The organism is Pigmentiphaga sp. GD03639, from assembly GCF_029845405.1.
Taxonomy (GTDB): Bacteria; Pseudomonadota; Gammaproteobacteria; order Burkholderiales; family Burkholderiaceae_B; genus Pigmentiphaga; species Pigmentiphaga daeguensis.
In genome coordinates this window covers 31,091-47,420 of record NZ_JAOCLR010000037.1, presented here as the reverse complement: position 1 = coordinate 47,420, position 16,330 = coordinate 31,091, and the positions used below count along the sequence as shown (strand labels likewise).

Here is a 16,330-nt window from a genome sequence, read left to right as displayed (position 1 = left end):
TGCACCGCTGGACACGCAGATCCATGGGCGGATCAAGAACCCATTCCTGCAAGTAATCACACTCATCGCATCCTTAGCCATCATGGATGCCATGAATGTCGATTCCCCCTAGTCCATCTGCACGTGCAGCCTGGAGAACACGTCCGACCAGAACCGCTGTTCCTGGTCGGTGTAGGCCTTGATCTGCGCGAGATCCATGTCCACGGTCTCGGCTCCCATTTCCCGTAGCCGTTCGGTGGTCTTGGGCTGGGCGATGGCCTTTCTGATCGACACGTTCAGTTTCTCCAGGATGGGCCTGGGCGTGCTGGCGGGCGCGAAGATCGCCGCCCACGAGTACAGCCCGAAGCCGATACCCGACTCGCGCAAGGTGGGCAAGCCGGGCATCAGGTCAGTGCGTTCCGGGCTGGTAACGGCCAGCGCCCTGACCAGTCCCTGGTCGATGAAGGGCTTGGCCGAAGCCAGCACCGCGAACATCATCTGCACCTGCCCACCCACCAGGTCGTTCAAGGCCGGCGCTTCCCCGCGGTAGGGCACGTGGACGATGTCCACGCCGGCGGCGTTCTTGAATATCTCGCCGTTCAGGTGCAGGCTGGATCCGCGCCCGCCCGAAGCGAAGTTCAGCTTGCCCGGGTGCGCCTTGGCGTACTGCACCAGTTCCTGGGCCGTGCGTATCGGCAGGGACTTGTTGACGATCAGCACGCCCGGGTTGCGGGCGATCATGGCGACGGGAACCAGGTCCTTGAAGAAATCGTAGCTCTGGTTGCGGTAAAGGAAGGAGTTGGTGACGCCCGAGAGTCCGCTGACGCCCAGCGTATAGCCGTCGGGCGGGGACTTGGCGACGAAGCCCGTGCCGATGTTGCCGTTGGCGCCCGGACGGTTGTCGACGATGGCGCCTTGGCCCAGGAAGGGCTCCAGATCGGCCAGTGCCGCGCGTGCGAGGGAATCGCTGCTGCCGCCCGGCGCATAGTTGACGACCACGCGTATCGGCCGCTCCGGGTAGTTCGATGCATCGGCCGCGGCGCAGGGGATGGTGGCCATCGTACCCGCGAGCAAGCCGGCGATTGCGAGGAGTTTCGTGCTGTCCATGCGACCGACCTCAGTGGATGTGTTGGCTGCCTGCCCTCGATACCTGGAACGGATGCTTCATTCGATCAACACGTCCGCCTCGTCGATCAAGGATGCGGGAAGCTGGAGTCCGAGCAGGCCGGCGTTCTTCAGGTTGAGCGTGGTGGGGCCGCGCATGCTGCGGTCGATGGGGATTTCCGCGGGATCCGCCCCATGCAGTATCTGGTCGACGACTTGGGCCATCATCGGCCAGCCCTTCTTCTTGCCCGGGCTGATGGTCGCCAGGCCCCCCGCGCGGGTGATGGACAATTGGTTGCCCACGGCAGGCAGCCGCGCGTCCAGGAAGAGCCTGCCCAGCATTTCGCCGTTCATGTTGAACAAGGCATGGGGCCCCACCAGGACGGCCTGGCAGCCATCGCGCTTCATGGCGTGGACACTGGACTCGAAGTCCTCGATCCGCAGCGTTTCATAGATCGGCATCTCGCAACCCATGGTCCGTGCGGCTTCGCCGAATTCCCGCATCACGGCGGGCGCGGGCGAATAGGTCGGGTTGTACAGGTGGCCGATGCGGGTCAGGCCGGGAACCGCCATCTTCAGCAGCCTGACCTTGGCCCAGTTGTTGTAGGGAATGTAGGAGAAGCCGGTGAAGTTCATGCCCGGCCGCCGGTAGCTTTCCGCAAGCCCCGCCTCGATGTGATTGGTGGCCCAGCAGACGACGGGAATCCTGACGTCCCGCGTGGCTTCCTTGAGCGCTATGTTGGCATTGGTCAGGAAGGAAACGATCACATCCGCGGGCCAGGCCACGAGGGCGTTGGCATGGGCCTGGATGAGATCGGGATCGCGGTTGCCGTACAGCTCCTGGTAGACCACGTCGACGTTTTCCCGATAGCCGATGGTCTCCATGCCCCGCTTGAAATCGACGATGTCCTGCGTGTCGATGACAGGATCGCCTTTCGCCACGACGTGGATCAGGCCGACCCGGTACGGCCTGGCCGGCCCCTTGTGTTCCCCTGGCATGAATGTCTCCCTTCCCTGCTTTGGTCGCGGGTTGTTCTGAAATAGAGAACGGCGTATCGAAATACGAACCTATCATAAGCACCGGCGCGCAAGGCCGTCAATCGGTGAATGCCTGCGCGGGGCAAGGCCGGGCGGCCTCGGTGTCTGACGACGACGCGAGGCGCTCAGGCGGAAACGAAGTGGGATGGGGTCAGGCGGAGGAGCCGAGTTTTTCCGAGACCCGGCGGGCGGCCTCGCACACCCGCTGCGCATGGTCGCGCATCAGCTTGGGCGTGAGGCGGTCGGTCGGCCCCGAAATGCCGATGGCGGCAATGGCCTTGCCATAGCGGTTGAAGACGGGAGCGGCCAGCCCGCCTATGCGTTCCCGCCATTCGCCGCGGTTGATCGCATAGCCGAGCTTGCGTATGCCGGCCAGTTCCTTGCGCAGGGCTGCGTCGTTGGCCAGGGACAGGCCCGTGTGGGGGGCGAGTGCCGCGGCCGCGGCCGCGATGATGGCATCGTCCTGGTAGGCCAGCATCGCCTTGCCCGTCGCGACGGCGCTGGCGGGCGCCCGGCCGCCGACCTCGGTGTACGCCCGGATGGGTTGCGGGCTGTCGATCTTTTCGAGATAGATGACCTCGGTCTTGTCGAGTATCGACAAATGCACCGTTTCACGCGTTTCGAGCGCGAGGCTTTCCATCTCCGGCAAGGCCACGGTGCGCACCGCCAGGCGTCCCACGATCTTCTCGCCCAGGCTCCAGATCTTGGGCGTGGCGAAATACTTGCCTTCGACGGAATCGACATAACCGAGCGCGGCCAGCGTCTGCAACAGGCGGTGCGCGTTGCTCTTGGACAGTTCGAGTTCGCTCGCAATGTTGGTTACCCCGCGCGGCGTATCGCTGTCTGCCAAAGCCTCGAGCAGTTTCAGGCCCTTCGAGAGGGTCTTGTCGATCATAGGAAGAAGAGGATTCGTTGCGGATCACGGGCGAGTTTATCTCGCGCGGATTCGCTTGTCCCGTGGCCTACCGCAAGCGCCGGCCCGGCCCCGCCAGGCTGCGTTCGATCCGCTTCCTTCTTTCTTCCAGTGCCTTGACCAGCGCCGGCACCCGCTCGGGCCGTATGCGGTCCTGTACCGCGCTCAGGCTCAGCGCCGCGGTGGGGGCGCCGCGCGCGTCCGATACCAGCACCGCCAGGCCGCGCACGCCGGTCATGACCAATCCGTCGCTCAAGGCGTAGCCGTCCCGGCGCGCCCGTGAGACCGCCTCGCGCAGCGACGGTTCCGACACGTTGGGGTAGGCCCGCAGCGGTTCGCGTATCGATTCGAACACCAGTTCCGCCTCGTCCTCGGGCAGCGCCGCGATCATGATGATGCCGCCCGCCCCCACGCCCAGCGGCCGGCGCGTGCCGACGTCGACGGTGAAGGCCTTGATGGGATAGGGTCCCATCTTGCGTTCGATGCAGACGGTGTCGTAGCCCGAGCGCACCGCCAGGAAGGCGGTGTCGCCGGTTTCGTCGGCCAGCGCCTGCATCTCGGGCCCGCACAGCTGGCGCAGGTCGGCGCGGCCGCTGGAGACGGACCAGCCCAGCACCGCCATTTCCATGCCCAGGCGGTAGCGCCGGGTGTCCTCGTCCTGTTCCACCAGGCCGTGTTGCAGCAGGGAAGTCAGCAGCCGGTGGACGGTGGGCTTGGACAGGCCCGAGGCATGCTGGAGATCGATCAGGCGCAGGCCGGATTCGCCGGCCGACGCCAGGAGCCGCAGCACCGCGACGGCCCGGTCCACGGTCTGCGCGCCGCTGGTGTCGGGACGGTTCATGGCGCGCATCGTAGCATGCGGGTTGGCCGTCACTCGCCGTCGAGCTTGATGCCGGTCTTGCTGACGATGCCGCTGTACAGGTCGATCTGCTGCTTCCAGAAGGCGGCCAGTTCCGCGGGCGTGGAACCGACGGCGTCGGACCCGGCATCCTTGAACCGCTGGCGCGACTGCGGGTCTTTCGCGGCGGCCGAGACGGCCGCGGCCAGGCGGTCCAGGACGGGCTGGGGCGTGCCGGCGGGCGCGTAGATCGCGACCCAGAACGGGAACGCGTAGCCGGGTACCGCCTCGGCCACGGTGGGCACGTCGGGCAGCATGGCCGAGCGCTCGGTGGTGGTCACTCCCAACGCGCGCACCCGTCCTTCATGGATGTTGCCTATCTGCGGCGGCACGCCGTCCAGCATCATGTGGATGCGCCCGCCCAGCAGGTCCTGCATGGCCGCCGCCGTGCCCTTGTAGGGCACGTGCTGCATGTTGACGCCGGCCAGGGTCTTGAACAGCTCCGAGGCCAGGTGGATGGCGGTGCCGTTGCCGGAAGACCCGTAGTTGTACTTGTCGGGATTCTTCCTGAGCAGTTCGACGAATTCCTTCATGTTCCGCGCCGGCACCTTGGGATTGACGACCATGACCAGCGGGAACTGGGCGACCAGGGACACGGGCGCGAAGTCCTTGACCGGGTCGAAGCCCAGCCGCTCCTTGCCCAGCAGGCCGGTGGCGACGGCGGACGAGGAATTGAAGATCAGGGTGTAGCCGTCCGGCGCCGCGTTGGCCACGGTCTTGGCGGCGATGGCGCCGCCGGCGCCGGCCATGTTTTCCACGACGACCTGCTGCTTGAGGTCCTCGGCCATCTTCACCGCCGCGATACGGGCCAACTGGTCGATGCCTCCCCCCGGGGAGAACGGTACCAGCAGCCGTACGGGGCGGGTGGGGAAGTCGGCCGCGCGGGCCGGCAGGGAGGCGGTGGCGGCCAGCGCGAAGGCGGCCGCCCAGTGGATAAGGGGCTTGAACATGTGTGTCTCCATTGTGCGGGCCTGTCGCGGCCCGTGTCGTGGCGCGTCAGGGTTGGCCGGACAGGTCGAGGCCGCGCGCGTCGTCGATGAGATGGGCCAGGCGTTCGCGGAAGAAGGGCGCCGGCTTGAGGATGCGGCACTCCTGCGCCAGCATCAGCGGCCTGGCCTGGACCAGGAAGGCCTTCCAGTCCGGGTCGGCGAACAGCGCCTCGCGGCAGTCCATGCGCTGCTGCAGGCTGCGGTAGCCCCATTGCGTGACGGTCTGGTTCAGGGCGCCGATCTCGCTCACGTAGTAGCCCAGCAGCGCGGGCAGGTGGCGCATCTGCGCGGCCATCCCTTCCTTCCTATAGAGCGCGACGAAGGCGTCGAGGTTGCCCGGGTGGAAGGTATAGAGGCGTTGTTCGACGATCATGTCGCCTCCCGCTGGTCCTGGCTGAACTTGTAGACGTGGGTGCGCCTGGCCAGTTCGGGAATGGGCATGCCGGCCTGGATATCGTGGTAGCGGCGGGCCTCGCCTTCGCCGATTTCCTGGGCGCGCTTGAGTACCGTCTCGACGGCCTCGCGCGGGATGAAGCAGATGGCGCCTTCGTCGGCCACCACCAGGTCGCCGGGCCGCACCTGCACGCCGCGTATGTGCACGATGCCGTTGATGGCGACGGTCTCCAGCCGCCACTTGCCCGTGATGGAGCTGACGCCGCGCGACCAGATCGGGAAGTCCTGCGAGCGCGACTGCTCGACGTCGCGGATGGCGCCGTCGATGACGGCGCCCGCCTCGCCCTGGCGCTTGGCGATGGCGGCCGACAGCCCGCCCATGTTGGAGATGCCGGGCACGCCTTCGATGACGAGCACGTCGCCGGGTTCGGCCAGGTTGTGGGCCTCGATCTCGGCCATCTTCGAGATGCGGTCCTTGGCGCCCTTGTAGGCGTCATCGCGCTGTTCGACGTTGCGCAGGGTCAGCGCCGGGCCGGCCATGCGCCGCCCGGGCAGGGTGGGAGGCAGGTCGCAGCCCGGGACCACGCCGCACAGGCCCAGTTCGTCCATGGCGTCGGAGACGGTGCCGGTCAGGTCCTCCAGCGCCAGGAAGGCGTCGATGACGGCCTGCGGATAGCGGGGGATGTCGAGGTCGCCGAAGACGGCGGCGGGCAGCTTGCCCAGGGGAGTCTTGCTGGTCATGGGATGTCCTTGTGGTCAGGCGGCGGGCGTGCCCGCCATCACGATGCGGAAGAGCCGCAGGAAGTTGTCGCGGGCGATGGCGTCGATGTCGCGGCGCGCCAGGCCGATGTCCGCCAGGCCGGCCAGCATGTCCTGCTGGGCCTGCAGGTCGTTGATGGGATAGCGCCATGGCCAGGTCCCGTAGACCTCGGGTTTGCGCATGAATTCCTGGTAGCGCTCGGCCGGCTGGTCGGTGATGAAATCCGAGCCTATGCCCACGTGCGCCACGCCGATGCGGTCGACGGCATAGCGGATGTGCGCCACCACGTCCTGCGCGCCCGGGGTTTCGCCCGGCATGCGCACCAGCGGCGGCAGGTAGGTGATGCCCAGCACGCCGCCGTTGGCCTTGAGCGCGTCCAGCAATGCGTCGCTCTTGTTGCGGGCGTTGGGGCACAGGGCGTAGGCATTGGCATGCGTCACCGCCACCGGATGGCGCGAGAGGGCCAGCACGTCCAGGCCGCTGCGGTCGCCCACGTGCGACAGGTCGATGACGATGCCCAGGTCGTTCAGCACGCCCACCAGTTCGCGCCCCAGCGAGGACAGTCCGGCGTCGGCCGGTTCTGCGCAGCCGTCGCCGTACAGGTTGCGGATGTTGTGCGCGACCTGGATCACGCGCACGCCCAGCGCGTGGAAAAGCTCCATCAGCTTCAGGTCACGCGCCACGCCCGGCACGTTCTGGTAGCCCAGCACGATGCCCAGCTTGCCCGCCTGCCTGGCTCGCTCGAAGCCGTCGCCGTCCTCGACCACCTGGACCAGGTCCGACAGGGTGGCGAGGTGCGCGCGGTAGTCCGCCAGCTGGTTCAGCGAATGGCGCAGGTCGGGGATGGGGTTGATGCCGCGAAAATTGTTCAGCGTGATGTGGACGGCTTCCACGCCGTGGGCCAGGCAGGCCTCGGCGTAGGCGGCGGTCATGCGCGCGCCGTTCAGCAAGTCGAATACCTTGATCATGCTCGGTAGTTTTCCTGGTGATTGCTGGTCCGTAATATGGACCGGCGAGAGCAGGATTTTCTGTTTATAGAAATAATGTGTCGATATAGGTAGTCCGATATATGGACCAAAAGGGCAAAACGGGCGGCGCCGGTCCCCATGCCCGGGCCGGGGCCGGGAACGGCAGTTGCTGCGGCGCCGGGGCTTCCGGAGATCGCCATGTGCCCTGCCCCCGCCTCGCAACCCGCCATGTTCCTGTCCACGAAAGTGGGCCTGACCGTCAACGGGGTGCGCCACGAGTTGCGCCTGGACCCTCGCACCACCCTGCTCGATTGCCTGCGCGAACACCTCGCCCTGACCGGGACCAAGAAGGGCTGCGACCATGGGCAGTGCGGCGCCTGTACCGTCCACCTGGATGGCCGGCGGGTCAATGCCTGCCTGGTGCTGGCGGCCACGCTGGACGGCCGCGAGGTGACCACCGTGGAAGGACTGGCCCGGGACGGCGGATTGCATCCGGTGCAGGCGGCCTTCCTGGAGCAGGATGCCTACCAGTGCGGCTACTGCACCGCGGGCCAGATCATGTCGGCGGCGGCGCTGCTGTCCGAACCCTGCGGCGAGACGGATGCCGATATCCGCGAGGCCATGAGCGGCAACCTCTGCCGCTGCGGCGCATACAAGAACATCCTGGCGGCCGTGCGGCAGGCGCGCCGCGGCACCGCGTAGCGGGGCGGCCATGGAAATATTCCAGCTCTGGCGAGCCGAAGACGTCGCCCAGGCGGTGGGTGCCGCCGCCTATGCCGAAGACCGCCAAGGCTCGACGGTCCGGTTCCTGGCGGGCGGCACGACGCTGATCGACCTGATGAAGCTGGACGTGGAACGGCCGGCCATGGTGATCGATATCAGCCATCTGCCGCTCGACCGCATCGAGGCCACGCCCGGCGGCGGCGTGCGCATAGGCGCGATGGTGCGCAATTCGGACCTGGCCCATGATCCGTTGATCCGCGAACGCTATCCGGTGCTGTCGCAGGCGCTGCTGTCCGGAGCCTCGGCGCAGTTGCGCAACATGGCGACGACCGGCGGCAACCTGTTGCAGCGGACCCGCTGCGTGTATTTCCGCGACGTGGCCATGCCCTGCAACAAACGCGAGCCTGGTTCGGGCTGTCCCGCCATCGGCGGCTACAACCGCAACCTGGCGGTGCTGGGGACCAGCGAGGCATGCATCGCCAGCAATCCGTCGGACATGAACGTCGCACTGATGGCGCTGGGCGCCACGATAGACATCCAGGGGCCCGGAGGCGCGCGCACGGTGGCCATCGACGATTTCTTCGTGCTGCCGGGCGATACGCCGCAGCGCGAGACGGTGCTGGAGGAAGGCGAGCTGATCACGCACGTGACGCTGCCCGCGCTGCCAGCCGGCACCCGCTCCCATTACCTGAAGCTGCGGGATCGCGCGTCCTATGAGTTCGCCCTGGCCTCGGCCGCGGTGGTCGTGACCATGGCCAACGGCAGCATCCAGGCCGCGCGGGTCGCCATGGGCGGCGTGGGCACGCGGCCCTGGCGCTCGCCGCCGGCCGAAGTCCTGCTGGCGGGCGGCGCGCCCTCGGCGGCGGTATTCGATGCCGCGGCGCGGGAATTGCTGCGCGAGGCGCGGCCGCAAAGCCAGAACGCGTTCAAGATCGAGCTGGCGCGGCGCTGCCTGGTCCACGCCCTGGATACCGTGACGGCGGCCGGCTGACGGAGAGCGAAATGACCCAGCACACCGAATCCTCCATCGGCGCCGGCCATATCCGCGTGGAAGGGCCGCTCAAGGTGACGGGCCGCGCGCGCTACGCGGCGGACCACGGCTTGCCCGGCATGCTGCACGCCGTACCGGTATGCGCCACCGTGGGAAAGGGGCGCATCCTGGGCATCGAGACGGGCGTCGCCCGCGGCATGCCCGGGGTGCGCAAGGTCTACACCCGCGAGAACATCGGCCGTTTTCCGCGCGTGGACGAGAGCGCGGCCAAGCTGGACGAATACCGTCCGCCGATGGAGGACGACGAGATCCGCTACTACGGCCAGTATGTCGCGCTGGTGGTGGCCGACACGCTGGAGCAGGCGATGGCCGCGGCGGCGGCGGTGGCCGTGCAATACGACGCGCAGACGCCGGACGTATCCATGGATCTGGCGCCCGATGACGAACCGCGGGTGGATACCGAGCGCGGCGATGCGCCGGGCGCATACGCCCAAGCCGGGATCCGCATCGACCATACCTACACCACGCCGCCCGAGACCAACAATCCCCTGGAGATGCACGCCACCGTGGCGGTCTACGACGGCCGCGCGTTCACGCTGTACGAAAGCTCGCAGGGCATCGTGAACCATCGCGTGGCGATGGCGCGCATGCTGGACGTGCCGGAAGATAGCGTCCGCGTCGTTACCGAACACGTAGGGTCGGGTTTCGGCAGCAAGCTCTGGCCCTGGGGACACTCGCTGCTGGCGGCGGCCGCGGCGCGCGACCTGGGAAGTCCGGTCAAGCTGGTGCTGAGCCGCCGGATGATGTTCCACAACGTCGGGCATCGCTCCAACACGAGCCAGCGCGTACGCCTGTCCGCGACCAGGGATGGCCGGCTGACCTCGCTGCGGCACGATTACCTGTTCCATGTGGCGATGGATGAATACCACAAGGAAAACTGCGGCGAGGCGACCGGCTTCCTGTACAGCACACCCAACCTGCGCGCCGCCTACGGATCCGCGCGCCGGAACATCGCGCCCACTACGTCCATGCGCGGGCCGGGCGCCGTTCCCGGCCTGTACGCGATCGAATCGGCCATGGACGAGCTGGCCATCGAGCTGGGCATGGACCCCGTCGAACTGCGGCTGCGCAACGAACCCGAGCAGGACGAAGCGGCCGGCCTGCCCTTCTCGTCCCGCCACCTGCGCGAGTGCCTGCTGCAAGGCGCGGAGCGCTTCGGCTGGGCACGGCGCGATCCGCGCGTCGGATCCATGCGGCGTGACGGCCTGGTCCTGGGATGGGGCATGGCGGCCTGTTCATGGATGGCGGTCAGGCTGAAGGCACAGGCCAGCGTGGCGCTGCGGGCCGACGGTACCGCGCGCGTGGCCAGCGCCACGCAGGACATCGGCACCGGTACCTACACCGTGATGGCGCAGATGGCGGGCTCGGTGCTGGGCCTGCCGCCCGACCGCATCGAGGTGGCGCTGGGAGACACGGCGCTGCCGCCGGGACCCACCTCCGGCGGCTCGATGGCCACCGGTTCGCTCGTGCCCGCGGTGCTGGCGGCCGCCCGCGACGCGGTCCGCCAGCTGGCCGCCTGCGCCGCGCGCGCCGGCCTGCCGCAACTGGCCGGCGTGGCCGCCGACGACTTGCGGTTGACCGGCGGCCGGCTGCATGGCGCGGGGCGCCCGCCATCGTCCGGGGTGCCTTTCCAGGACGTGCTGCGCGCGGCGGGCATCGAGCGGATCGAGGGCCACGGCCAGTCCGAGGGCAGCGACGCCGACCCCCGGGCCAAGCGCCATTCCATGCATTCCTTCGGCGCTCATTTCGTCGAGGTGACCTGGGAGCCGGCCATCGCCCGGCTGCGCGTGGCCCGCGTCGTGACGGTGATCGATGCCGGGCGCATCATCAATCCGCGCACCGGCCGCAACCAGATCGAGGGGGCCGTCGTGATGGGGGTGGGCATGGCGCTGCTGGAAGAAACTTCCTACGATTCGCGCCAGGGCGCACCCGTCAACAACAACCTCGCGGACTACATGGTCGCCACCCATGCCGACGCGCCGGACATCGACGTGCATTTCGTCGAGCATCCGGACACCGTGCTGAACGAACTGGGCGCGCGGGGCATCGGCGAGATCGGCCTGGCCGGGGTGGCGGCTGCCATCACCTCGGCTGTCCACCATGCCACCGGCGTGCGCGTGCGGGACCTGCCGGTGAAGGTCGAGACGCTGCTGCAGGCGCGGTCAGCGGATTGACCCACCCCGTGTCCTGGCCTTCGTCCGGGCCGGATGCGGCCCGCCATGGAACAACTCCACGATCGCCTGCCGCAGCCAGGTGTTGCCCGGTTCCTGGTCATGGCGCTTGTGCCAGTACACCATCACGTCGTAGCCCGGCATCTGCACCGGCGGAGCGAAGTGGCACAGGCCCCAGCGCCGGGCCACCGACAGCGCCAGGTTGCGCGGCATGATGGCCACCACGTCGGTGTCCGACACCAGTTCGGCGATGGCCAGGAAGTGCGTCACCCGCGCCACCACCCTGTCGCTCATGCCGTTGGCCACCAGCATGCGGTCGATCAGTATCGAATGGTTGGTACCCGCCACGTTCGGCACCACGTGTCGCGCCCGCTTGAACTCGGCCAGGCTGAGCGTGCCGCGCGGCACCGTGGATGGCCGCGCCACGCAGGCATAGACGTCCGAGAACAGGATCCGGCTGCGCACGCCGGCGATGTCGGGGTTGATGGCGCCCAGCGCCAGGTCGATGGTCCCCTTCGAGAGTTCCTGGGCCAGCTCCTCCGGGCTCGCGCTGGTGGCGATGGTCTCCACGCACAGCTGCGGCGCATGGTGCTGGAGATGGCGGATCAGCCGGGGCAGGAAGGTGTGCTCGCCGATGTCGGTCATCGCCAGGCGGAACACGCGTCGCGCGGTCGCGGGTACGAACGAACCCTTCTCCAGCGTCTGGGCCAGGATCTGCAAGGCCTGGGACACCGGGCCCACCAGTTCGTCGGCGAAGGGAGTGGGCTCGACGCCCTTGGCCAGCCGCACGAACAGCGGATCGCCATACATGTCGCGCAGGCGGGCCAGCGCGTGGCTCATCGCGGGCTGGTCGGTGGGACTCGCACCCCCGAAGGCACCATCATGCACGGCACCTATGAGGCGCTGGTCCGCGCGGTGCCGAACGCGAGCTTCGTCGAGGCAGGCGAACTGATGCAGGACGTGCGCGAGGTCAAGAGCCAGGAAGAGATCGACGTCCTGCAATGCTCCATCGACCTGGTCGAGCGCGCGCTGGAGGCGCAACTGGCCGCGGCGCAGCCTGGGGTGCCGGACTATGTCGTCTGGGCCGAGACCATGCACGCCATGTTTCGGCGCGGCTCGGAACTGTCGGTTCATTTCAACTGGATCAGCGGCGATAATCCCGGCCGCACGCTCACGCGGCCCACCGCCCGGCCGCTGCGCGAGGGCGACCTGATCCTGGGCGAGATCGAGGCCTCGGTCATCGGCTACCGCGCCCAGCGCCTGCCCGTGGTGGCGGTGAACCGCTGTCCACCCGTCATCCGCGACCTGTCGGTCATCCATGGCGACATGTACGCCGAACTGCTCGAGGTGCTGCGCGCCGGTGCCACCGTACGCGAGGCGATCGCCGCGACGGTGGACATCACGCGCCGCATCGCGCCGCGCAGCGGCCCGCTGGCCGGGCTGAAGGCCTCGCTTATCCTGCACGGACGGGGATTGGGCGACGACCGGCCGCTGGTGCTGACCAAGCTCGGCGGCGATCCCTTCTACGGCGCGACCGAACGCGCCATGGAGGCGGTGTTCCCCGAGGACGGCGTCTATATCTGCAAGCCGGCGATCTCGACCGCCGACGGCGTGTTCCAGTTCGCCTGGGGCGACACCGTGCGTGTCACGGCGCGCGGCGCGCGGCGCATGGGCAGGATGCCCCACGGCGTACAGGTCTCGGAACCCGGGTCGTTCACCGACTGGCCCACCGACGTCACGGTGCTGGGCGGGGGGGCGTAGGCGGGCCCGCCATGCTCCGGAGGGAATGCGCTACGATGGGCGCGGCCAAAAAGACATCCCCCACCGGAGCGGGCATGGACAACGACACGCCGATCGACCCCTACCGCAAGATCAGCGCGCGCATCATTCCGCTGATGATGCTGCTGTACCTGATGGCCTTCCTGGACCGGGTGAACATCAGCTTCGCCGCGCTGACCATGAACCAGGACCTGGGTTTCACGCCGACCATCTTCGGCTGGGGCGCAGGCATCTTCTTCATCGGCTACTTCCTGTTCGAGATTCCCAGCAACGTCATCCTGGAGAAGGTTGGCGCGCGGCTGTGGATCGCGCGGATCATGGTGACCTGGGGCCTGATCTCGGCGGCCATGGCCTTCGTGTCCGGCACCGCGAGCTTCCTTACATTGCGCTTCCTGCTCGGCGTCGCCGAGGCGGGCTTCCTGCCCGGCATGCTGCTCTACCTGACCTACTGGTTCCCGGCCCGTCACCGGGCGAAGTTCATCGCCCTGTTCATGGCGGCGGTGCCGCTGGCCAGCGCGATCGGCTCGCCCATCTCGGGCCTGCTGGTCGGCATGGACGACGTGATGGGGCTCAAGGGCTGGCAATGGCTGTTCATCCTGGAAGGACTGCCCTCGTGCGTGCTCGGCATCGTGGTCCTGTTCGCGCTGCCGGACAGGCCGGCCACCGCCAGGTGGCTGTCGCCGCGCGAGCGCGAGATCGTCGAGGCAGACCTGGCGCGGGACCGGCTGGCCGGTTCGGGGCGCAGCCACCACGCCATGTGGCCGGCCCTGGTGGATCGCCGCGTGCTGGTCCTGTGCGGCGTGTACTTCGGCATCGTCATCGGGCTGTACGGCATCGGCCTGTGGCTGCCGCAGATCGCCAAGGCGATGGGTTACTCGAATGCCGCGGTCGGCTTCATCGTGGCCGCGCCCTATGCCGTCAGCGCGGTGGCCATGCTGGCCTGGGGCCGCCGCAGCGACAAGCGCGGAGAACGCGCCGGCCACGTCGCGGCCGCGGCCCTTCTCAGCGTGGCCGGCCTGCTCGCCAGTCTGTACTTCGGCACGCCGTGGATCGCGTTGTGCTGCCTGGGCCTGGCCTCGGTCGGCATCTATGCCTGCCTGGGGCCGTTCTGGGCAATGCCGCCGCTGTTCCTGCAAGGCACGGCGGCGGCGGGCGGCATCGCGCTGATCAACTCGGTGGGCAACCTGGGCGGCTTTGCCGGCCCCTACCTGATGGGCTGGATCAAGGAAAGCACCGGCAGCTTCTCGCTGGGCATGGCAGCCCTGGCCGGCTGCCTGGGCGCGGCCGCGATATTGGCGCTGTCGCTGGGCCGGGAGATGCGGGCGATGCGCGATGCGCGGCCGGATCATGCGTAGCCGCCCTTGCATGCTTCCAGGGCGGCCGGCCGGACCGGCCGTTCAAGCCGATGCCGAGACCAGCAGCATCATCGGCCGCTCGCGCTCCTCCGCCAGTTCGGGCATGGCCCGCACCTGTTCTTCCGTGGGGCCCCATTCGACCAGGCGCGTCACGGTGAATCCGGCCTCGACCAGGAGCCGGAACAGTGTGCCCAGGGTGCGGTGCTGCTTGACCACGCCCTCGGCCAGCCAGTTCGTGACGCGCGGGCCTTCGAGCTGGTAGTTGTCCACTGGCCAGGTCTTGCGGCCGTCGACACCTGGCAACCATCCCGGATGGCGCGAGGCCATGTAGATCGGATGCTCGATGGAGAAAACCAGGCGGCCTTCCGGCTTCAGCGCGGCGTGGATGGCCGCGAGCAGTTCCGGCAGGCGCTGGATGTAGTGAAAGGTCAGCGAGCTGTACGCGAGATCGAATGCCCGGGCTGGCAGCGCGGGCTGTTCGAGGTCTGCCCGCCGATAGTCTATGCCGCCTTCGGGAGTCAGCTCCCGCGCCCGAGCGAGCATCCGCTCGGAAACGTCGAGCGCCAGCACGCCAGCGGCACCATGCTCCCGCGCCCATCGGCTGAACCAGCCATATCCGCAGCCCAGGTCCACGATGGCCTGGTCCCGGACGTCGCCCACCATGTCCCGCAACGCCGGCCACTCGGGCGCGCCCGCCAGGCCGTGGATGGACCGGCCGAGGCGGCCGTAGCCTTCGAAGAAGGCGGGGTTGTCGTAGATGTTCTGGCTCATGGCGCCGATGCCACCCGATCCACCCGCACCAGGCAGTATGCGGCGGTGTCGTAGGGAACGGTCACGACGTCGCGGCCGCGCAGTTCGGGCTGGGCGTCGATCAAGGTCCGCAGCCGTTCATCCACCCCGGCCCGCTGTTCCGGCGGCAGCGCCGAGATGAAGCTGGTGGAGCGCACCCGGTTCAGGATGACGTCTTCCGGGGATCCGGTGTGGCCGTTGGCATAGTGCCGCTCGTCCATGGGGCCGAAGCCCGGATGGGGAAAGGCCTGGCGCCAGGCACCGGTGTAGTAGCGCGGCGCGTCGCCCTCGAACTCGTTGACGATGCGGTCGATCGCGGCCACCCAGGGCACGCGCGCGTCGCGCATGTTCCAGACCAGTCCCAGCCGGCCGCCGGGCTTGAGCACGCGATGGATCTCGTCCAGGGCCTCGGCCGTGGCGAACCAGTGGAAGGCCTGCGCACACACGACCACATCGACACTGGCATCGGGTAGCGGGATGGCGTCGGCCGTGCCGACCAGCGGGCGGACCTCGGGATGGGACGCGGCCAGCTTGTCCAGCATCGCGGCCACCGGCTCCACGGCGATCACGCTGGCGCCCGTGGCAAGCAGGCGGGGCGTGAACTTGCCGGTGCCCGCGCCCAGGTCCAGCACGGTGGCGCCGGCATGCAGGCCCAGCGTATCGCGCAGCCATCCGGCGATTTCCGGCGGATAGTCGGGACGTCCGCGGACGTAGGTGTCCGCCCCTTTGGTATAGCCGTCGACGGCCGAGTGATGGATGGAGCTCGTGCTGTCCATGTGTTCTCTCCGGTGAAGCGCGGGGGCGATCTGTTTTACCATGCGCGTCTATCGGGGCCAGGAGGTCGCATGCAGGCAATCAATCGCCCGCCGCCTGGCCCTTGCGCCGCGCAAGCCATTCCTCGCGCGTGATCTCCCAGATTTCGCTGGGCAGCCTGCCCGATACGTAGCCGCGCTCCTCGGTGGCGACCATGCGCATGCCGCCGCGCGCCGAGATCCGGCTGGACGCGATGTTGGCCGCGGCCTTGGGCACGCGCAGCCTGGGTTTGCCCAGCACGTCGAACCAGTAGGCGGTGACCGCTTCGGCGGCTTCCGTCATCAGGCCCTGGCCTTGCCATTCCGGCACGATCCAGAAGCCCCGGTTGTTGTCCGGGTCGTCCATCAGGCTCACCACGCCGATCAGCCGGCCGGGCTCCTGCCTGGGCCGCAGGCTCCAGTGCCACTCCCGGCCTTGCGCCATGGCCGGCAGCGCCGCATCGCGCAGGAACACGAGCGCGCCGTCCTCGGGATACGGCCAGGGAACGCGGTCGGCCAGGAAGCGCACGATTTCCCAGCGCGCGAAGGCATGCTGGATGGCCGGGGCATCGGCCAGCGTCAGGGGAGGCAGCAGCAGGCGCGGCGTGGAAAGCGCGGGAATGGGCATG

The 16,330-nt window shown here is 68.4% G+C and carries 17 protein-coding genes; 5 read left to right on the top strand and 12 right to left on the bottom strand.

Going from position 1 to position 16,330, the window contains the following annotated elements:
* Positions 1-108 precede the first annotated feature (108 nt).
* The 8 genes from N5K27_RS25635 to N5K27_RS25600 all read right to left on the bottom strand — a co-directional run bounded on the left by N5K27_RS25635 (position 109) and on the right by N5K27_RS25600 (position 7,042).
* The gene (locus N5K27_RS25635; protein WP_087839029.1) at positions 109-1,086 is read right to left on the bottom strand and encodes a tripartite tricarboxylate transporter substrate binding protein; all 978 of its coding nucleotides are present in this window, start codon (positions 1,084-1,086) and stop codon (positions 109-111) included.
* A gap of 57 nt (positions 1,087-1,143) precedes the next feature.
* Positions 1,144-2,082, bottom strand: coding sequence for an ABC transporter substrate-binding protein (locus N5K27_RS25630; protein ID WP_132980235.1), 939 nt, complete (start codon positions 2,080-2,082; stop codon positions 1,144-1,146).
* A gap of 190 nt (positions 2,083-2,272) precedes the next feature.
* On the bottom strand, positions 2,273-3,016 hold the full coding sequence (locus N5K27_RS25625; RefSeq protein WP_087839027.1) for an IclR family transcriptional regulator: 744 nt from the start codon (positions 3,014-3,016) through the stop codon (positions 2,273-2,275).
* A 67-nt stretch (positions 3,017-3,083) separates the two neighbouring features.
* A complete protein-coding gene (locus N5K27_RS25620; RefSeq protein WP_165963252.1) occupies positions 3,084-3,875 on the bottom strand; it encodes an IclR family transcriptional regulator in 792 nt (263 codons plus the stop codon).
* Between the two features lie 29 nt (positions 3,876-3,904).
* On the bottom strand, positions 3,905-4,882 hold the full coding sequence (locus N5K27_RS25615; RefSeq protein ID WP_176400742.1) for a tripartite tricarboxylate transporter substrate binding protein: 978 nt from the start codon (positions 4,880-4,882) through the stop codon (positions 3,905-3,907).
* Positions 4,883-4,928: 46 nt separating this feature from the next.
* Positions 4,929-5,294, bottom strand: coding sequence for an NIPSNAP family protein (locus N5K27_RS25610; RefSeq protein WP_279820146.1), 366 nt, complete (start codon positions 5,292-5,294; stop codon positions 4,929-4,931).
* Entirely contained in the window at positions 5,291-6,055 is a 765-nt protein-coding gene (locus N5K27_RS25605) for an RraA family protein (RefSeq protein ID WP_279820144.1), read from the bottom strand. Before N5K27_RS25605 ends, N5K27_RS25610 begins: the two co-directional genes overlap by 4 nt.
* 15 nt (positions 6,056-6,070) lie before the next feature.
* On the bottom strand, positions 6,071-7,042 hold the full coding sequence (locus N5K27_RS25600) for a membrane dipeptidase (protein WP_279820142.1): 972 nt from the start codon (positions 7,040-7,042) through the stop codon (positions 6,071-6,073).
* 198 nt (positions 7,043-7,240) lie between these two features.
* On the opposite strand from N5K27_RS25600, the gene N5K27_RS25595 reads away from it, so the two are divergent.
* From N5K27_RS25595 to N5K27_RS25585, 3 genes are read left to right on the top strand one after another with little or no spacing between them, the layout of a single operon-like run.
* Entirely contained in the window at positions 7,241-7,744 is a 504-nt protein-coding gene (locus N5K27_RS25595) for a (2Fe-2S)-binding protein (protein WP_243724602.1), read from the top strand.
* Between the two features lie 10 nt (positions 7,745-7,754).
* Positions 7,755-8,756: a xanthine dehydrogenase family protein subunit M gene (locus N5K27_RS25590; protein WP_087839020.1), complete on the top strand. Its 1,002-nt coding sequence runs from the start codon at positions 7,755-7,757 to the stop codon at positions 8,754-8,756.
* A gap of 11 nt (positions 8,757-8,767) precedes the next feature.
* Complete coding sequence (locus tag N5K27_RS25585) at positions 8,768-10,990, top strand: xanthine dehydrogenase family protein molybdopterin-binding subunit (protein ID WP_279820140.1); 2,223 nt, start codon at positions 8,768-8,770, stop codon at positions 10,988-10,990.
* On the opposite strand, the gene N5K27_RS25580 is transcribed toward N5K27_RS25585, so the two are convergent.
* Positions 10,979-11,827, bottom strand: coding sequence for a LysR family transcriptional regulator (locus tag N5K27_RS25580; protein ID WP_279820138.1), 849 nt, complete (start codon positions 11,825-11,827; stop codon positions 10,979-10,981). The genes N5K27_RS25585 and N5K27_RS25580 overlap by 12 nt on opposite strands.
* Positions 11,828-11,869: 42 nt before the next feature.
* On the opposite strand from N5K27_RS25580, the gene N5K27_RS25575 reads away from it, so the two are divergent.
* Complete coding sequence (locus N5K27_RS25575; RefSeq protein ID WP_132980240.1) at positions 11,870-12,748, top strand: M24 family metallopeptidase; 879 nt, start codon at positions 11,870-11,872, stop codon at positions 12,746-12,748.
* A 74-nt stretch (positions 12,749-12,822) separates the two neighbouring features.
* Complete coding sequence (locus N5K27_RS25570) at positions 12,823-14,121, top strand: MFS transporter (protein ID WP_087839008.1); 1,299 nt, start codon at positions 12,823-12,825, stop codon at positions 14,119-14,121.
* A 42-nt stretch (positions 14,122-14,163) separates the two neighbouring features.
* Here the strand turns inward: N5K27_RS25570 and N5K27_RS25565 are convergent, their stop codons facing one another.
* The 3 genes from N5K27_RS25565 to N5K27_RS25555 form a co-directional block, all read right to left on the bottom strand.
* Positions 14,164-14,892, bottom strand: a complete 729-nt coding sequence (locus N5K27_RS25565) for a class I SAM-dependent methyltransferase (protein ID WP_279820136.1) — start codon at positions 14,890-14,892, stop codon at positions 14,164-14,166.
* On the bottom strand, positions 14,889-15,686 hold the full coding sequence (locus tag N5K27_RS25560) for a class I SAM-dependent methyltransferase (RefSeq protein WP_279820134.1): 798 nt from the start codon (positions 15,684-15,686) through the stop codon (positions 14,889-14,891). Before N5K27_RS25560 ends, N5K27_RS25565 begins: the two co-directional genes overlap by 4 nt.
* Before the next feature lie 79 nt (positions 15,687-15,765).
* On the bottom strand, positions 15,766-16,329 hold the full coding sequence (locus N5K27_RS25555) for a GNAT family N-acetyltransferase (RefSeq protein ID WP_279820132.1): 564 nt from the start codon (positions 16,327-16,329) through the stop codon (positions 15,766-15,768).
* Between the last annotated feature and the right edge of the window lies 1 nt (position 16,330).